The 16827-nt window shown below is 65.2% G+C and carries 17 protein-coding genes; 16 read left to right on the plus strand and 1 reads right to left on the minus strand.

Annotated features, from left to right (window positions below; genetic code table 11):
* Positions 1-51: 51 nt before the first annotated feature.
* A complete protein-coding gene (locus tag RTN46_RS04530) occupies positions 52-933 on the minus strand; it encodes a PAC2 family protein (protein WP_312179357.1) in 882 nt (293 codons plus the stop codon).
* Between the two features lie 103 nt (positions 934-1036).
* Here RTN46_RS04530 and RTN46_RS04535 point away from each other — a divergent pair, with 103 nt between their 5' ends.
* From RTN46_RS04535 to RTN46_RS04610, 16 genes are all read left to right on the plus strand, one after another.
* Complete coding sequence (locus RTN46_RS04535; protein WP_312179359.1) at positions 1037-1759, plus strand: HAD family phosphatase; 723 nt, start codon at positions 1037-1039, stop codon at positions 1757-1759.
* The gene (locus tag RTN46_RS04540; RefSeq protein WP_312179360.1) at positions 1756-2922 is read left to right on the plus strand and encodes a site-2 protease family protein; all 1167 of its coding nucleotides are present in this window, start codon (positions 1756-1758) and stop codon (positions 2920-2922) included. Before RTN46_RS04535 ends, RTN46_RS04540 begins: the two co-directional genes overlap by 4 nt.
* 84 nt (positions 2923-3006) lie before the next feature.
* Positions 3007-4056: a tRNA (adenine-N1)-methyltransferase gene (locus tag RTN46_RS04545; protein WP_312179362.1), complete on the plus strand. Its 1050-nt coding sequence runs from the start codon at positions 3007-3009 to the stop codon at positions 4054-4056.
* Positions 4057-4168: 112 nt separating this feature from the next.
* Complete coding sequence (gene arc, locus RTN46_RS04550) at positions 4169-5932, plus strand: proteasome ATPase (protein ID WP_396157318.1); 1764 nt, start codon at positions 4169-4171, stop codon at positions 5930-5932.
* 14 nt (positions 5933-5946) lie between these two features.
* Positions 5947-7539 (plus strand): depupylase/deamidase Dop, encoded by a 1593-nt coding sequence (gene dop, locus RTN46_RS04555; RefSeq protein ID WP_312179364.1) that lies wholly within the window; start codon positions 5947-5949, stop codon positions 7537-7539.
* A 39-nt stretch (positions 7540-7578) separates the two neighbouring features.
* Positions 7579-7788 (plus strand): ubiquitin-like protein Pup, encoded by a 210-nt coding sequence (locus tag RTN46_RS04560; protein WP_312179366.1) that lies wholly within the window; start codon positions 7579-7581, stop codon positions 7786-7788.
* Positions 7789-7791: 3 nt separating this feature from the next.
* Complete coding sequence (gene prcB, locus RTN46_RS04565) at positions 7792-8616, plus strand: proteasome subunit beta (protein ID WP_312179368.1); 825 nt, start codon at positions 7792-7794, stop codon at positions 8614-8616.
* Between the two features lie 3 nt (positions 8617-8619).
* Positions 8620-9381, plus strand: a complete 762-nt coding sequence (prcA, locus tag RTN46_RS04570; protein WP_312179370.1) for a proteasome subunit alpha — start codon at positions 8620-8622, stop codon at positions 9379-9381.
* The gene (gene pafA / locus RTN46_RS04575; RefSeq protein WP_312179372.1) at positions 9381-10742 is read left to right on the plus strand and encodes a Pup--protein ligase; all 1362 of its coding nucleotides are present in this window, start codon (positions 9381-9383) and stop codon (positions 10740-10742) included. The genes prcA and pafA overlap by 1 nt, the downstream gene beginning before the upstream one ends.
* Before the next feature lie 164 nt (positions 10743-10906).
* Positions 10907-11788: an FKBP-type peptidyl-prolyl cis-trans isomerase gene (locus RTN46_RS04580; RefSeq protein WP_312179374.1), complete on the plus strand. Its 882-nt coding sequence runs from the start codon at positions 10907-10909 to the stop codon at positions 11786-11788.
* Positions 11789-11837: 49 nt separating this feature from the next.
* The gene (locus tag RTN46_RS04585; protein ID WP_312179376.1) at positions 11838-12233 is read left to right on the plus strand and encodes an FKBP-type peptidyl-prolyl cis-trans isomerase; all 396 of its coding nucleotides are present in this window, start codon (positions 11838-11840) and stop codon (positions 12231-12233) included.
* A gap of 100 nt (positions 12234-12333) precedes the next feature.
* Complete coding sequence (locus RTN46_RS04590) at positions 12334-14343, plus strand: WYL domain-containing protein (protein WP_312179377.1); 2010 nt, start codon at positions 12334-12336, stop codon at positions 14341-14343.
* A 73-nt stretch (positions 14344-14416) separates the two neighbouring features.
* On the plus strand, positions 14417-14755 hold the full coding sequence (locus RTN46_RS04595; protein ID WP_312179378.1) for a hypothetical protein: 339 nt from the start codon (positions 14417-14419) through the stop codon (positions 14753-14755).
* A 32-nt stretch (positions 14756-14787) separates the two neighbouring features.
* Complete coding sequence (tatA, locus tag RTN46_RS04600; protein WP_312179380.1) at positions 14788-15087, plus strand: Sec-independent protein translocase subunit TatA; 300 nt, start codon at positions 14788-14790, stop codon at positions 15085-15087.
* A gap of 47 nt (positions 15088-15134) precedes the next feature.
* Positions 15135-15920 (plus strand): twin-arginine translocase subunit TatC, encoded by a 786-nt coding sequence (tatC, locus tag RTN46_RS04605; RefSeq protein WP_312179382.1) that lies wholly within the window; start codon positions 15135-15137, stop codon positions 15918-15920.
* Positions 15921-16017: 97 nt separating this feature from the next.
* Positions 16018-16827 (plus strand): DEAD/DEAH box helicase (locus tag RTN46_RS04610; protein ID WP_312179384.1); only part of this gene is annotated, 810 nt, incomplete at its 3' end.

Raw genomic sequence — 16827 nt, forward strand, 5'->3', positions numbered from 1 at the left:
GGCGGAAATCACTGATTTCCGCCGGACCGGGCCCCTTTGCTTGCGGCCGGTTTAGTCCCGGCGCCGGCGCTTGAGGTAGCGCTCAAACTCGCGGGCAATCGATTCCCCGGTGGCCTCGGGCAGCTCGGCCGTGTCCTTGGCTTCCTCGAGCTGGCGAACGTAGGCAGCGATCTCCGGGTCCTCCGTGGCAAGTTCGTCCACGCCGCGTTCCCAGGCCTCGGCCTCCTCGGTGAGGACTGCGGTGTCGATGGGGGCCTGCAGCAGTTCTTCCATCCGGTGAAGCAGCGCCAGCTGCGCCTTGGGCGACGGCGGCTGCCCCACATAGTGCGGCACTGCGGCCCAGAGCGACAGGGTGGGAATGTCGGCGAGGCTGGCGACTTCCGCCAGGACACCCACGATGCCTATCGGCCCCTCATACTGAGAGGCTTCGACGCCGAGGTGATCCCTCAGGTCCTCTTCCTCACAGGTGACAGTCACCGGAATGGGACGGGTATGCGGGACATCGGCCAGCAGCGCTCCGGCGAGGACGATGCAGTCGACGTCCAGCTCCTTAGCCAAACCGATGACCTCAGCGGTGTAGGCACGCCATTTGTAGGACGGTTCGACCCCGGTAACCAGAATCAGGTCAAGGTTGGTGCCCGGCACCTCGGCACGGGAAATCCGCGTCGTCGGCCACTTGATCCTGCGTTTACCCGAGGCGTTCCGCTCAATCGCCGGGCGGGTGAACTGGAAGTCGTAATATTCGTCGGCGTCGATCCCGGCGATCTTCTCGCTGTCCCAGTAAAGGGAGAGGAAATTCAGGGCGTCACTGGCTGCTTCTCCGGCGTCGTTCCAGCCTTCGAATGCTGCCAGCATCACGGTGACCCGCTCTCCATTGCCGCCGCCGAAGAAATCCAGCAGGCCCGACGGAGGGGTCTTATCGGTATAACTCACAGATTCACCTTATGCTCCCGGCACCGCAGTGTCAGTCCCAGCCGCTGAGCAAGCCCCCGGGCCAGGACAAGGAACCCTGTCGGGAGGCACGTAGACTTGCGGTATGCCCCTCCCTGGAACTCCCCTCCCGTCCGGCGGCCCCGATAGCCTGCTGCAGGCCGTTTTCTGGGACATGGACGGCACGATCATTGATACCGAGCCGTACTGGATCCAGGCTGAGAAGGACCTCGTTGCTGCCCACGGCGGCACGTGGACTGACGAGGAAGCCGAGGAGCTGGTAGGACAGGCGCTGACTTACTCCGCGCACCGGCTCCAGCAGGCCGGCGTCGGCCTGCCCGTGGAGGCCGTGATCTCCACCCTGACTGACCGGGTCGCGGAACGGGTCCGGACCAGCGTCCCCTGGCGCCCCGGCGCACGGGAACTACTGGAAGAACTGGCGGCCAGCGGCATTCCCTGCGCGATGGTCACCATGTCCACCAGCGTGCTGGCCCGGGTTATCGCGTCCCACCTGCCGGACGGAACGTTCCGGTTCCTGGTCACCGGCGACATGGTTGAACGAGGGAAACCGCATCCCGAGCCCTACCAGCTCGCCTTCGATGAGCTGGCGCGGACGGTACCCGGGCTCTCCAAGTCCCGATGCGTCGCCATCGAAGATTCCTACCCCGGCTACACCTCCGCCCATGCTGCCGGCCTTACGGCCCTTGCCGTACCCCACTTCATTCCGCTGCCGCCGGATGCGGACCGGCTGGAATGGAACACCCTTGCCGGGCGCACTCTCGGCGACCTGCAGGCCTTGGCAGGGGCCCGTTCCGGAGCCCGGAAGTGACGCACGGACCGGACCGGACGGCTGAGCCCGGACGCAGCGAAGGCATTCCGCTGGGCCGCATCGGGGGAGTACCGGTCACCCTGGCCTGGTCCTGGTTCGTGATCGCCGCGGCGATCGTTTTGCTCTTTGGCCCCCAGGTCGCAGTGGCGCTCCCGGAACTCGGCAGCCCCGGAGCCTATGCCGTCGCCCTGGGCTATGCCCTGCTCCTCCTGCTTTCCGTCCTGGTCCACGAACTGGCCCATGCCCTCACCGCGCAGGCCTGGAAATGGCCGACGCCGAAGATCGTCCTGACGCTGTGGGGCGGGCATACCCAGTTCGGCGATGTGCATGCCACTCCCGGCAAATCCCTCGTCGTAGCCCTTGCCGGGCCGGCCGCGAACTTCATTCTGGCCCTCATCGGGCGTCTCGTCCTGCCACTCTTCGAACCTGGAACTGTGGGGTGGCTGCTGACGGACATCTTCGTGTGGGCCAACGTTCTGGTCGCCATTTTCAATGTTCTCCCCGGCCTGCCACTGGACGGGGGACGCATCGTGGAGACGGTGGTCTGGAAGGTCACGGGGGTGCAGGAAAAGGGCACGATCGCGGCCGGATGGGCCGGACGGATTATTGCCGCTGCCCTGGTTGCCGCCGTGTTCATCCCGCCGTATCTCCAGGGCCAGACCCCGGGGCTCAGCCTGGTTGTTATCACCGCCTTGGTCTCGGGTTTCCTGTGGATGGGAGCCTCCGCCTCCATTACCAACGCACGCCTGCGGCTACGGCTTCCGGAGGTTTCGGCAGCCAGCCTGATGCAGCCGGCCCGGCAAATACCCTCGGGGTCACCCGTCGCCGAAGCCCAGCATCTCGCTGCAGCCTCCGGCCCGGGCACCGCACTCGTGGTGACCGCCCCCACCGGACGGCCGGAAGCCGTCGTCGACCCCGGCGCACTTTTCTCGGTGCCTCCTAACCTGGCAGGCCAGACTCCCGTGAACGCCGTAGCCCGTGCGCTGGCCGCCGGGGCCTACATCCCCGACCTCGCCAACGGGCAGGAACTCATCCAGTACCTGTCGCAGCTGGCCGGCAGCGAATATGCCGTCATCAACGGTGAAGGCACGGTGGTCGGCCTGCTCCGCCAGGACGCCGTCGTCGCCGCGCTCACCGGCCGCCAGCCGAAGCCCCGCCGCTGACCAACCATCAATGCGAAGCAGCCCCGCTGCCCCGATCCCCAATCAGCCCCGAACCGAACCGCCCGATACGAAGGACAGCCACACATGAACAACCCGGGTACACCCCCCTCTCCCGCTGCCCACGGCGCAGAAATACGCCGCGGCCCCCTTCGGCCCGGGGAGCGCGTCCAGCTCACCGATGAAAAGGGACGCCGGAACACCATCACGCTCACCGAAGGCGGAGCCTTCCACACGCACCGCGGCTACCTCCCGCACGAGAACATCATCGGCGTCTCCGAAGGCACCATCGTCGCCAACACCACCGGCCACCAGTACCAGGTGCTGCGCCCCCTGCTCTCGGACTTCGTGCTCTCGATGCCGCGCGGCGCGGCCGTGGTGTATCCGAAGGATGCCGGCCAGATTGTCACCATGGCGGACATCTACCCCGGCGCCCGCGTAGTCGAGGCCGGCGTTGGTTCCGGTGCGCTGAGCATCTCCCTGCTGCGGGCTGTCGGCGACAGCGGTTCGCTGCACTCCTACGAGCGCCGCGAAGAATTCGCTGACATTGCCCGCGGCAACGTGGAGACCTTCTTCGGCGGCCCACACCCCGCTTGGGACATCACCCTCGGCGATTTCCAGGACGAAGTGGTGAAGAACCAGGAACCGGGCAGCGTGGACCGGGTTGTCCTGGACATGCTCGCCCCATGGGAATGCACCGATGCGGTAGCGACAGTCCTGGCCCCGGGCGGCGTCTGGATCTCCTACGTCGCCACCGTGACCCAGCTTTCGCGGACAGCGGAAGCCATCCGCGCCGACGGACGCTTCACCGAGCCGGAGGGCTGGGAGTCCATGGTCCGCGGCTGGCATCTGGAGGGGCTGGCCGTCCGTCCGGACCACCGGATGGTGGCGCACACCGGATTCCTGCTCTCCGCACGGCGCCTGGCCGAAGGAGCAACCGGGCTTGTTGCCAAGCGGCGCGCCTCCAAAACGGATTTCAGCCAGGAAGACCTCAACGCATGGACTCCGGCAGCCGTAGGTGAGCGCGAAGTCTCTGACAAGAAGCTCCGCCGGGCCGCGAAGGACGCCAGTTCCACTATCCAGCGCGGCGCCCTGGCGAAGGCCGAACGGTTCCAGGACGAGCACGGCGCCGAGTAGCCATGCCCTAACCAGAAAGCTCGAAAACACAAGACTCCGGGCACGGTGCATTGCGTGCGTCACTACGTTATCGTCAAACGAAGAGACCCTGAGCAATGAAGGCGGTCGGACAATGGTTGAAGCGGAGAACACCAGCGGAGCCGGGGTTGAAGGTACGCGTACCGACAACCCGTACGGCACGGCGGCCAGCGCGGAATCGCGGCAGCTCAATATCCTGCGGGACAAGCTGCGCAACGTGGACCGCCAGCTCGCGTCCCTGACGCACAACAACGCGCGGCTTGTGGCAATGCTGGAAACCGCCCGGGCGGAGATCATCCGCCTGAAGGATGCCTTGGAAAAAGAGGGCGCCACACCGTTCAGCTTTGGCACCGTGATCGCCGTCAACAGGCGGCAGGAGCCCGAGCCCGGCGTGAGCACCACGGCCACGGTCCAGGAAAGCGTGGACATCATCCAATCCGGACGCAAACTCCGGGTCGCGGTGAGCCCGCTCCTGGACCTTGGCCAGATCGTCTCCGGGCAGGAAGTCCTGCTGAACGAATCGCTGACCGTAGTCGCCGGCCTTGGCTTCGAAAAGGCCGGCGAACTGTTCACGGTCCAGGAACTCCTGGAAGGAGACCGTGCCCTTGTGGTCGGCCGGGCCGACGACGAGCGCGTGGTCAGGCTCAACGGGCCGCTGATCCAGGAGAAGGTCAGGGTCGGCGACGCCCTGACCGTGGACACCCGGATCGGCTACGCGCTGGAGAAGATCCCGCGCAGCGAAGTCGAGAACCTGGTCCTGGAGGAAGTCCCGGATATCTCCTACTCCGACATCGGCGGGCTGGGCCCGCAGATCGAACAGATCCGGGATGCGGTCGAGCTGCCGTTTATGCATCCGGACCTCTACCGCGAACACGGTTTGAAGGCGCCCAAGGGCATCCTGCTCTACGGTCCTCCCGGCTGCGGAAAGACCCTGATCGCCAAGGCGGTCGCCCACTCCCTGGCTGCCCGCGTGATGGAACAGACCGGCACCCTGGGGACGCGCAGCTACTTCCTGAACATCAAGGGACCCGAGCTGCTGGACAAGTATGTTGGTGAAACCGAACGCCATATCCGGCTCATTTTCGCCCGGGCCCGTGAGAAGGGCTCCGATGGCAGCCCCGTGGTGGTGTTCTTCGACGAGATGGATTCGCTGTTCCGTACCCGCGGCACCGGCGTTTCCTCCGACGTCGAAACCACGATTGTTCCCCAGCTTCTCAGCGAGATCGACGGCGTAGAGAAGCTGGAGAACGTGATCGTCATTGGTGCCTCCAACCGCGAGGACATGATCGACCCGGCCATCCTGCGCCCGGGCCGGCTCGACGTGAAGATCAAGATCATGCGTCCCGACTCCGAGGGAGCCGGGGAGATCTTCGCCAAGTACCTCACCCCCAACCTCCCGCTGCACCGCGACGACCTGGCGGAACACGCCTACGATCCGGTGGCCACTGTCCGGGAAATGATCCGGCGGACGGTCGAGAAGATGTACGCCGAGGACAAGTCCAACGAGTACCTCGAAGTGACCTACGCCAACGGGGACACGGAAATGCTCTATTTCAAGGACTTCAACTCCGGCGCCGTGATCCAGAACGTGGTCGACCGTGCGAAGAAGTACGCCATCAAGGACTTCCTGACGCTCCGCCAGCGCGGGCTGCGCATCGAGCACATGATGCGCGCCGTCGTTGACGAATTCCGCGAGCACGAGGATATGCCCAACACCACGAACCCCGATGACTGGGCACGGATCTCCGGCAAGAAGGGCGAACGCATCACCTACATCCGCACGATCATCCAGGGCAAGGCCGGCCAGGAACCCGGCCGGACCATCGAGACAGCGGCCAATCCCGGACAGTATCTGTGACCGTCCGGAGGGTGATGGGGACGGAGACCGAGTACGGCGTGCTCGCTCCGGCCCTGCCCAACGCCAATGCCACCGTGCTCTCCAGCCAGATCGTCAACGCCTACGCCGCAACGGTACGGGCTGGGATGGGCAACCTCACCGGGACCCGCTGGGACTACACGGACGAGGCGCCGCTGAACGACGCCCGCGGGTATACGGTTCCGCGGACTGCCGCCGACCCCACCCAGCTCACCGACTCGCCCCCGGTCATGGATGCCGAGCAGATTGCCATGGAAGGCGGGGGACCGTCGGCGCTGTACGGCGATACCGAAGACAACGCGGTGCTGATGAACATGGTCCTGGGCAACGGGGCGCGGCTCTACGTCGACCATGCCCATCCGGAGTATTCCTCGCCCGAGGTCACCAACCCCAGGGACGCTGTGCTCTGGGACAAGGCGGGCGACGCCGTCGTGCTGGCTGCGATGCGCCACATCGCCGCCGCTCCCGGTTTCGCTCCGGTGCACCTCTACAAGAACAACACCGATAACAAGGGCGTCTCCTACGGCGCCCACGAGAACTATCTGGTTCCGCGGGGAGTGCCGTTCACGCGCCTGGTGGCGGGACTGCTCCCCTTCTTCGTGTCCCGCCAGGTCATCTGCGGTTCCGGGCGGGTAGGGATCGGCAGCAGCAACCAGCGCCAGGGCTACCAGCTCAGCCAGCGGGCCGACTTCTTTGAAACTGAGGTGGGGCTGGAAACCACCATCCGCCGGCCCATCATCAACACCCGGGACGAGCCCCACGCCGTCGCGGAGAAGTACCGCCGCCTGCACGTGATCATCGGCGACGCCAACCTGAGTGAGGTCTCGGCACTGCTGAAGGTGGGCACGGCGTCGGCCGTTCTCTCCATGATTGAAGACGGAACGGCACCGGTGCTGGAGCTGCGTGATCCGGTCGGAGCGCTTCAGGCAATCAGCCATGACCCCTCCCTGGGCCAGCTGGTCGAGCTGAAGGACGGCCGGATGGTCACCGGGCTGGATCTGCAGGAGATCTACCTGGAGGCGGCCGCAGCCCATGCCCGCGGCCGCGGGGGAGCAGACGCCGCAACTGAGGACATTTTGAACCGCTGGACCAGTGTGGTCGGAACGCTCAAACGGGATCCCATGGCCGCCTCCGCCCAAGTCGACTGGGTGGCGAAACTGAAACTGCTGCAGGCCTACCGCGACCGTGACGGGCTGGCCTGGAATGATGCGCGCCTGAACCTGATCGACCTGCAGTACTCGGATATGCGGCCGGAGAAGGGGCTCTACTACCGGCTTGCCGCCCGCGGCCAGATGGAACGCATCCTCACGGATGCGGAAATCGCCGCAGCGGTAACGCACCCGCCGGAAGACACCCGGGCCTACTTCCGGGGCCGCTGCGTCACCCGGTTCCCGGACGAAGTGATCGGCGCGAGCTGGGACTCAATCATCTTCGAACTGCCGTCCCGGCGCAGGCTCCAGCGCGTTCCGACCCGCGAGCCGCTGCGCGGAACGAAGGAACTCACCGGAGAGCTGTTCGACGTTTCGGCCGATGCCGAGGAATTTGTCACCCGGCTCCTGACCGGTCCGGAACCGACCGTGGCACCATAGGACGTAGGACACATCCGCTCAGCAAGAAAGGGCAGCAGAATGGCAACCCAGGATCGCAAAAACACCGGATCACGTCCGCAGGATGTGGAAGAAACCGACGAGGTGACGCCGCCTCCCGCCGCTGAACCGTCGGTGCAGTCCACAGCCGATACCGAAGGCGTGGACGATCTGCTGGATGAGATTGACGGCGTGTTGGAGAACAATGCCGAGGAGTTCGTCAGGGGTTTCATCCAGAAGGGTGGTCAGTGACGGATGACGCACACAGATCCTGCACAGGCCGTGGCCGCGGCAGCGGGCTCGTCCTTCACCGAGCACCTTAGCCGCCACCACCCGGAGCTGCTGCCCTCGGCACGCCGCCTCGGAACGGCACCAGCAGGATCGGCCGCCGCGGCCGCACCGCAGGCCACCACCATCGTCTCCCTGACCTACGCCGGGGGCGTGCTCGTCGCCGGCGACCGGCGCGCGACCATGGGGAACATGATCGCCAGCCGCCACATCCGCAAGGTCTTCCCGGCGGACAGCTACTCTGTCCTCGGAATCGCGGGGACCGCAGGCCTGGCCCTGGACATGATCCGGCTGTTCCAGGTTGAACTTGAACACTACGAAAAAATCGAAGGCACGGCGATGAGCCTGGACGGCAAGTCCAACCGGCTCGCCGCCATGGTGCGGCAGAACCTGCCGCTGGCGCTCCAAGGACTCGCGGTCATCCCGCTCCTTGCCGGGTACGACGTCGATAAGCAACTGGGCCGCCTGTTTTCCTTTGACGTCACCGGCGGCCGGTACGAGGAATACGAGCACCACAGCGTCGGCTCCGGCTCTGTCTTTGCCCGGGGAGCGCTGAAGAAGCTGTGGCGTCCCGGACTGGATGAGGACGAAGCCGTCTCTGTTGCCGTGGAATCCCTCTACGATGCCGCCGACGACGACTCCGCCACCGGCGGACCAGACCTGGTCCGGCAGCTGTGGCCGGTTGTCTACGTGGTCAACTCCGCCGGAATGCGGGAAATCCCCGAACGGGAGCTGCACCAGCTCGCCGAGGAACTCGTGGCACGCCGCTCCGCGGCCGGGTTGGAGGCGTAGGCCATGACACAGCAGTTCTACGTATCGCCCGAACAGCTAATGAAGGACCGGGCCGATTTCGCCCGGAAGGGAATCGCCCGCGGACGCTCCGTCGTTGTGCTGACCTGCCGTGAGGGCATCGCCCTGGTGGCGGAAAACCCGTCTCCGTCCCTCCACAAACTCGGGGAAATCTACGACCGCATTGGCTTCGCTGCCGTCGGCAAGTACAACGAATTCGAGAGCCTGCGGCAGGCCGGCGTCCGGTACGCCGACGTACGCGGCTATTCCTACGCCCGGGAGGACGTCTCGGCCAGGGGGCTGGCCAGCGTCTATGCGCAAAGCCTCGGCTCGGTGTTCACGACCGAAGGCAAGCCCTTTGAAGTGGAACTGGCCGTCGCTGAGGTGGGTGCCGAGCCCTTCGATGACCACCTCTACCGCCTGACTTTCGACGGTTCCATAGCTGACGAAAGCAACTACGTAGTGATGGGCGGCCAGGCAGAGATCGTCAACGACTCCCTCGCCCGCGCATGGTCACCGGATACTTCCTTCCGTGAGGCCATCCTCGTCGCAGTCAAGGCGCTCTCAGCAACCCGGCGGGCGCCGGACACGGCCGCCAACGGCGACACGACCGGCCCCGGGCAGGAAGCCGAGCTCCTTGGGGCTGGCCTGCTGGAGGTTGCCGTGCTGGACCGCGACCCGCTGTCCGCCCGGGGAACCATCCGTGCCTTCCGCAGAATTGGGACCGTGGAGCTGGACCGCTTGCTGGCCAGCTCGGAGGGAGACTGATGGACCGCAGGATCTTCGGGATAGAAACAGAATTCGGAATCGCCTACTCCGGGCCCGATTCGCGCCCGCTCTCGCCGGAGGAAGTTGCCCGGTACCTGTTCCGGAAGGTGGTGAGCTGGGGGAGGTCCTCCAACGTTTTCCTGACCAATGGCTCCCGGCTGTACCTGGATGTTGGGTCCCATCCGGAATACGCCACCGCGGAATGCGACGATTTGGCCCAGCTCATCGCCCATGACCGGGCCGGGGAACTCATCCTTGACGACTTGGTGGAGGAAGCCGAAGAGCGGCTCAAAGCCGAGGGCTTCAACGGCAGCGTCTACCTGTTCAAAAACAACACCGACTCGGCCGGCAACTCTTACGGCAGCCACGAAAACTACCTGATTCCGCGCCGGCTGGAGTTCTCCCGCCTGGCCGACATCCTGATTCCGTTCCTGGTCACCCGGCAGCTGCTGGTCGGTGCGGGCAAGGTCCTGCGGACCCAGTCCGGCGCCCTGTACGCATTCTCACAGCGCGCCGATCATATCTGGGAAGGCGTCTCCTCGGCCACCACCCGGTCCCGGCCCATCATCAACACCCGGGACGAGCCCCACGCAGATGCCGAGCACTACCGTCGGCTCCACGTGATCGCAGGCGACTCCAACATGTCCGAGACCACATCCATGCTCAAGGTCGGTTCCGTGGACCTGATGCTCCGGATGATTGAGGCTGGGGTGATCATGCGGGACCTGCGGCTGGAGAACCCGATCCGCAGCATCCGTGAAATTTCGCACGACCCTACCGGGTCCGCACCGCTGAAGCTCGCTAACGGATCCACCATGAGCGCCCTGGAACTCCAGCACATCTACCTGGAACGGGTACAGGAATTCGTCACGGCGAACGGCGCCCACAACCGGCACGTTCCGCGGGTCCTTGACCTCTGGGAACGGGCCCTGGACGCCGTGGAATCGGGCAATACCTCGCGGATCGACACGGAGATCGACTGGGCGATCAAGAAAAAGCTGGTCGACCGCTACGCTGAGCGCGCGGGCCTGGACATGAGCTCGCCCCGCCTGGCCCAGATCGATCTGACCTACCATGATATTTCCCGCCGCCGCGGCCTCTTCTACCTGCTGCAGTCCCGCGGAGAAACTGCCCGCGTGGTGGATGAGCGTGAGATCAAGGAAGCCGTTGACGTTCCGCCGCAAAGCACCCGCGCCAAGCTTCGCGGGGACTTCGTCCGCCGGGCCAAGGCAGCCAACCGGGACTTCACCGTGGACTGGGTCCATCTCAAGCTCAACGACCGCGCCCAGCAGACCGTGCTTTGCAAGGATCCCTTTGCAGCCGTCGATGAGCGCGTTGAAGCGCTGCTGTCCACGCTCTAGGGAGACACCGCAGGAACTCATCCCAGGAACAGATGCGAAACCAGTGTTCTAGGCTCCTTTCAGGTGCACCCGTTAGGGTGGGTCTTGCTGCCCTGAGGCTGGCGGGGCTCACGGCCGCGTTGCCTCCGGCGGTAGTGAATCTGCCCACCACTGAAAGAAGTACTGTGCGAAAAGTACTAGCTCTGCTCCTGCCCGCCCTCCTGCTGCTGACCGCGTGCTCCGGCAGCAGCGACTCCGAACCGCTGTCCTCAGTGAAGGTGACTTCCAACGGCGACAGCGCCGTCCCGACCGTCGAGTTCGACACACCGCTAACCGTCGATGAGCCGACCCTGGTCCGGGTGAACGACGGCGACGGCGAAGAACTCTCCGATGGCCAGACGGCGTCCGTCCGTCTCGTGGTCCTCAACCCGGAGACCGGAGAAGCCGGCCAGGAGACGTACACCACCGAAACGGCCGAAGACATCGTCGTGGACGAAACCCTCAAGCAGGGCAACGAGCAGATGTACAGCGCCCTGGTTGGCGCACCTATCGGCTCGGACTTCGCCTACTTCGTGCCCGGCAACGAACAGACCGGCACCGCAGCGAACTTCATTGTGTTCACCCTCACGGATGCCCGCGACGTTCCGACCCGTGCCTGGGGCACTGACGTCGAGCCGGTCGAAGGCCAGCCGACTGTTGACCTTGCCGAGGACGGCAAGCCGACCATCACCATCCCGGAGGGCGAAGCGCCCACGGAACTGGTTGCCCAGGAGCTCAAGGCCGGCGACGGTGCCGTCGTTGAAGCAGATGACACCGTGACCGTGCAGTACCACGGCGTTAAGTGGTCCGACGGAAGTGTCTTCGACTCCAGCTGGGAGCGCGGAAGCGCCACTTCCTTTGGCCTGAACCAGGTGATTTCCGCTTGGACCGACGGGCTCGCCGGCAAGAAGGTCGGCTCCCAGGTCCTGATCGTCGCACCGCCTGCCACGGCCTACGGCGCAGCCGAGGGCAACGAGCTCCAGAACGAAACCCTGGTCTTCGTCGTCGATATCCTCGAAGCCAAGTAACCGGCTAAGCCGGATAAGATAACAGCCAGTCCCACAACTAAGGAGTTCCATGTCATTCGGAAAGCGCGAATACGACCGCCAGAAGCCGGAAATCGATTTCCCGGGGCACGAAGCCCCGACCGAACTAGTCATCGAAGACATCGTCGTCGGTGACGGCGCGGAGGCGAAGCCCGGGGACACCGTCTCCACCCACTATGTGGGCGTGGCGTTCTCCACCGGTGAAGAGTTCGATGCTTCCTGGAACCGTGGTGCACCGCTGGACTTCAAGGTGGGAATCGGCCAGGTAATCGAGGGCTGGGACCAGGGCCTGCTGGGAATGAAGGTCGGCGGCCGCCGCCGCCTCGAAATTCCCTCGCACCTGGCCTACGGCGACCGCGGCGCAGGTTCCGACATCGCCCCCGGCGAGTCGCTCATCTTCGTGGTGGACCTGCTCGGCGTCCGCTAGGACTTACCGCCACCGCACCAAAGGGCGGACCGCCAGCCTCATCACGGCTGGCGGTCCGCCCTTTGCGCATTTGCCGGCAGGCGGGCGGTAGATTAGCCGTGTGAGCCCGCAACCTGCCGAGAAACGAACCGAACGCCTGCTGAACCTGGTCATTGCCCTGCTTTCCAGCCGGCGTGGCTTCACTAAGCATGAGCTGTTCGACGAGATCGAGCTCTACTCCGAAGCGGCCACCCCGGAAGCCCGGGAAAAACTCTTCGACCGGGACAAGGCTTTCCTGCGGGAGCAGGGTATACCGGTGGAGTCGTACAGCGATGACGCGCTCTACGAACAGGACAATTCCGTGCAGCGGTACCGGATCCGCAGCGAGGAGTACCGCCTTCCGGAGGTCGCCTTCACCAGTGCCGAGTCCGCTGTGCTGGCCCTGGCAGCCCAGATGTGGGAACAGGCGGCCCTCGGATCCGCTGCCGCCCGGGCGCTGCGCAAGCTGCGCGCCCGCGGCGTCATCACCGAAGACACGGTGGCCAGCCCGGTCCAGCCCGGGATCCGGACCACCGATCCCAATTTCACGGCCGTGTTCCGGGCGGCGTCCAACCGGCTGCCCATCAGCTTCGGTTACCGTGCCAGCGGAGGTTCGGAAAGCACCCGGCGGCTGCAGCCCTGGGGGATGGGATCACGCTACGGACACTGGTACGTGGTTGGCTGGGATGTGGACCGCCAGGCAGAGCGCTTCTTCCGCCTTTCGCGCATGACCACCCCGGTGAAGACCGGAAAGGGGAGTTACACCGTTCCCGCAGGGTTCGACATCCACGCGTCCCTGGCTTCGCTGGACACCGTGTTCGCCCCGCAGGCCGGCGTCGTGGATGTTAGTTCGGGTGCCGGAGCGGAACTGCGCCTGCGTGCCGCCGATGCGGGTGCGGCAGTCCCTCCCGTTCCTGCCGGACTTCCCGATCCGGCGCCCGGCCGCGACCGCCTTTACTTCAGGGTCACTGACTTCGATGCGCTGGCCGCGGACACAGCAGCCCTGGGGCCGGCTGCCGAAGCTATCTATCCGGGTGAACTCCGCAGCGTTGTCCGCACCTTGCTGGCCCAGGCATTGGCGGCGCAGGAGGAGCCGGTTCCCGCGTACCGGGCGCCGGCTGCCGCTCGAAGCCGTTCGGCGGAGGCCGCCGGTGCGCAGGACCATCTAAGCCGGCTGCTGGACCTCGTGCCGTACATCCTGGCCAACCAGGGCGCGGACATGGACGAAACCGCCCAAAGATTCGGAATAAGCCGCGATCAGCTGGCAGCAGACCTGAATCTGCTGTTCGTCAGCGGTCCGCGCTACTATCCCAACGGCCTGATGGATGTGAACTTCGAGACCGGAGAGATCTTCATCGACAACGCGGACAACCTTTCCCAGCCGGTGCGCCTGGCCATGGACGAAGCAGCCGCCCTGATCGTGGGCCTTGACACTCTCGCCGCCCTGCCGGGGGTTGCTCCGACCGATGCAATCAGCAGCGCGCACGCGAAACTTAGTGAAGCAGCCGGAACTGCCGGTTCCGCCGGGAGCACCCTCGCAGCCACCCTGGTGCCCTCCGCGGCCTCGCCCACCGTCCTGGAAGACCTGCGCCGCAGCGTCGGCCGCCGGCGCCTGGCGATCCGGTACGTTGTCCCCAGCCGGGACGAAGTTTCCGAACGCATGGTCGATCCCCGCCGCATCTTCTCCGAGAACGACACCTGGTATCTGGACGCGTGGTGCCACCGGGCCGAGGCTCCGCGCTTCTTCCGGGTGGACCGGATTCTAAGCTGGGAAGACGCCGGGCCGATTCCAGACGGTGTCCCTGAACCCGACCAGCACTTTCCCGCCAGCCTATTCACCGCGGGGGAGACCGACGAATCCGTCACAATCCGCCTCACATCCGAAGCCAGCTGGGTGGCCGATGCCTATCACGCGGAGCTGCGCAGCGCCCTGCCCGACGGAGGGCAGGCGATCATCCTGCGGACTCCCGCGACGGGCTGGATCCCCGGATTCATCGCCCGGTTGGGCGGTTCCGCGGCCGTAGCCGCACCCGCGGACCTGCGGGCTAAGACCACGGAATGGCTTACCGCGGCTTTGGGGAACTACGAGTGACACCGGTTAAATCCCAACCCGCCGAAAGCTGTTCCGGCGCAGCAGTCTTGCATACCTCATCTATGCTGGAAATATGCCTTGGTGGTCGTGGATTTTGATTTGGGTAGCCCTTGCAGCGGTGGCCCTCCTTTTCTATGTGCTGATCGGCTACCGGCTCTTCCGCCAGTTCATGGCTGTGCTGAAAGAAGTCGAAGCTGCCGGGTCCCGGTTGTCCTTCACACCCGCCGCGGTTTCGGCGGTCCCTGGGGATCCGGGGGCTGGCCTGCCGGCAATCTTCGAGGATCCGGAGGCCGCACGGCTCCGGTACGAAGGCGGCAAGGCGGCACGGAAGGAAGCCCGGCGCGAACGCCGCGTCGAACGGCGGCACCTGCGGGGACAACCGCGCGCGTGGCGCGATATCCCCGGGCTCTGACATAAAATGACTTCAAACGAAAGGACACCGGCATGCGGCTAGAAGGCTGGCACATTGTCATCATCATCGTTATTGCGATCCTGCTCTTTGGTGCACCCAAGCTGCCTGGACTGGCACGCAGCGTTGGTCAGTCCCTGCGGATTTTCAAGTCCGAGGTGCGTCAGATGAAGGACGAGAATCCTTCCGGCACTGCCGAGGGAGATCCCGTGGAAGGCCGAGTGGTCAACAACCCCACACCCGCGTCTCCTCCCCGGAACGAAGGGCCCGCCGCCGGACAGACACCGCCGTCGGGCACCAGCTCCGGCACCGGTAATCCGCCTCACAACCCGTAGCGGCAGTGGCGCTGACAAGAGGGCGCAAATCCAACCCTGAAGGGCGGATGGCCCTCAAGGAGCACCTGAGGGAAGTCCGCAACCGGCTCTTTAAGGCTGGAATCGCCGTCCTGCTGGGCACTGTGGGCGGATTCTTCCTCTACATGCCTGTCTTCAACGAACTGACCCGGCCCGTCCGGGAGTTGTCGGAGCAGGAAGGCCGCCTCGCCACGATCAACTTCGACGGCGTGGCAACCTCCTTCGACCAGATGATCCAGGTCTCGGTCTTCATCGGTCTCCTGATTTCCAGTCCGGTCTGGCTCTACCAGCTCTGGGCGTTCATCACACCGGGTCTCAAGACGAAGGAGCGCCGGGCTGCGCTGGGGTTCCTGGCAGCCGCAGTGCCGCTCTTCCTCGCCGGGGTTTGGCTTGCGTGGCTCATCCTGCCCAATGCCGTGGGTGTCCTTACCGACTTCACGCCGGAGGGGGCTGCAAACGTCATCACGGCTTCGGTCTACCTGCAGTTCGTCCTGCGGCTTATGCTGGCGTTCGGAATCGCGTTCCTGATCCCGGTGGTGATGGTGGGCCTGAACCTTCTCGGCCTGCTCTCCGGCAAGACCATCGTGAAGTACTGGCGTATCACGGTCTTCATCATCTGCCTCTTCGCAGCCATGGCTGCGCCCGGCGGAGATGCCCTGAGCATGTTCTACCTTGCTGCCCCGCTCCTGGTGCTCTTTGCCGTTGCCGTGGGCCTGTGCTTCCTCAACGATCACCGGCGGGCACGGCGCAACGCGGCGAGGGAGGCCGCGGTTAGCGCTGGCGCTGATAAAGCGTCAAGCCTGGAGGATCTGTAGCCTGCCGCGCATCCTGTCCGCTCCCGGCTGGGAGCGGACAGGATGCGCCAAAACAGGGGAGGCGGTTCAACCACTCCACACCGTCTAGGCTGGATATATGACTTCCCCGTCTGAGCGGTACCTTGCCGCCAAAGAACGAACCGGCCACGCACGGACCCGCCTGGGAATCTTCGAGCAGTCGCTCGGGTTCGACCTTGATCCCTTCCAGCTGGAAGCCTGCCGCGCCGTGGAGGCCGGGCGGGGCGTGCTGGTTGCCGCTCCCACCGGCGCCGGCAAGACAGTGGTCGGTGAATTCGCCGTGTACCTGGCGCTGGAACGCGGCTTGAAGGCCTTCTACACCACTCCCATCAAGGCGCTGAGCAACCAGAAGTACGTTGAACTGTCCGCCTCCTACGGCTCGGAAAATGTTGGCCTGCTGACGGGCGATACCAGCATCAACCCGGACGCACCGGTTGTGGTGATGACCACCGAAGTCCTGCGGAACATGCTCTATTCGAACTCCGAGACCCTCGACGACCTTGGTTACGTCGTGATGGACGAGGTCCACTATCTGGCGGACCGGTTCCGCGGAGCGGTGTGGGAGGAAGTCATCATCCACCTGCGCTCAGACGTGCAGCTGGTCTCCCTCAGCGCCACCGTCTCCAACGCTGAGGAATTTGGTGCGTGGCTGGACACCGTCCGCGGCGACACCGACGTCGTGGTCACCGAGCACCGGCCGGTCCCGCTCTGGCAGCATGTGATGGTCGGCCGGGAGATCCTTGATCTCTTCGCGACCGATGTCTCCTTCGACGAGGCGGCCGAAGACTCCGAACGTCCGGCCGGGATAAAGGACCGGTTCAAGGTCAATCCCGAGCTGCAGGAGCTCGCGCGCAGCGAGTCGCGCCTGAACCAGCGCTCCGGCTGGGGC

It is taken from the genome of Arthrobacter sp. (assembly GCF_031988865.1).
Classification (GTDB): domain Bacteria; phylum Actinomycetota; class Actinomycetes; order Actinomycetales; family Micrococcaceae; genus Arthrobacter_B.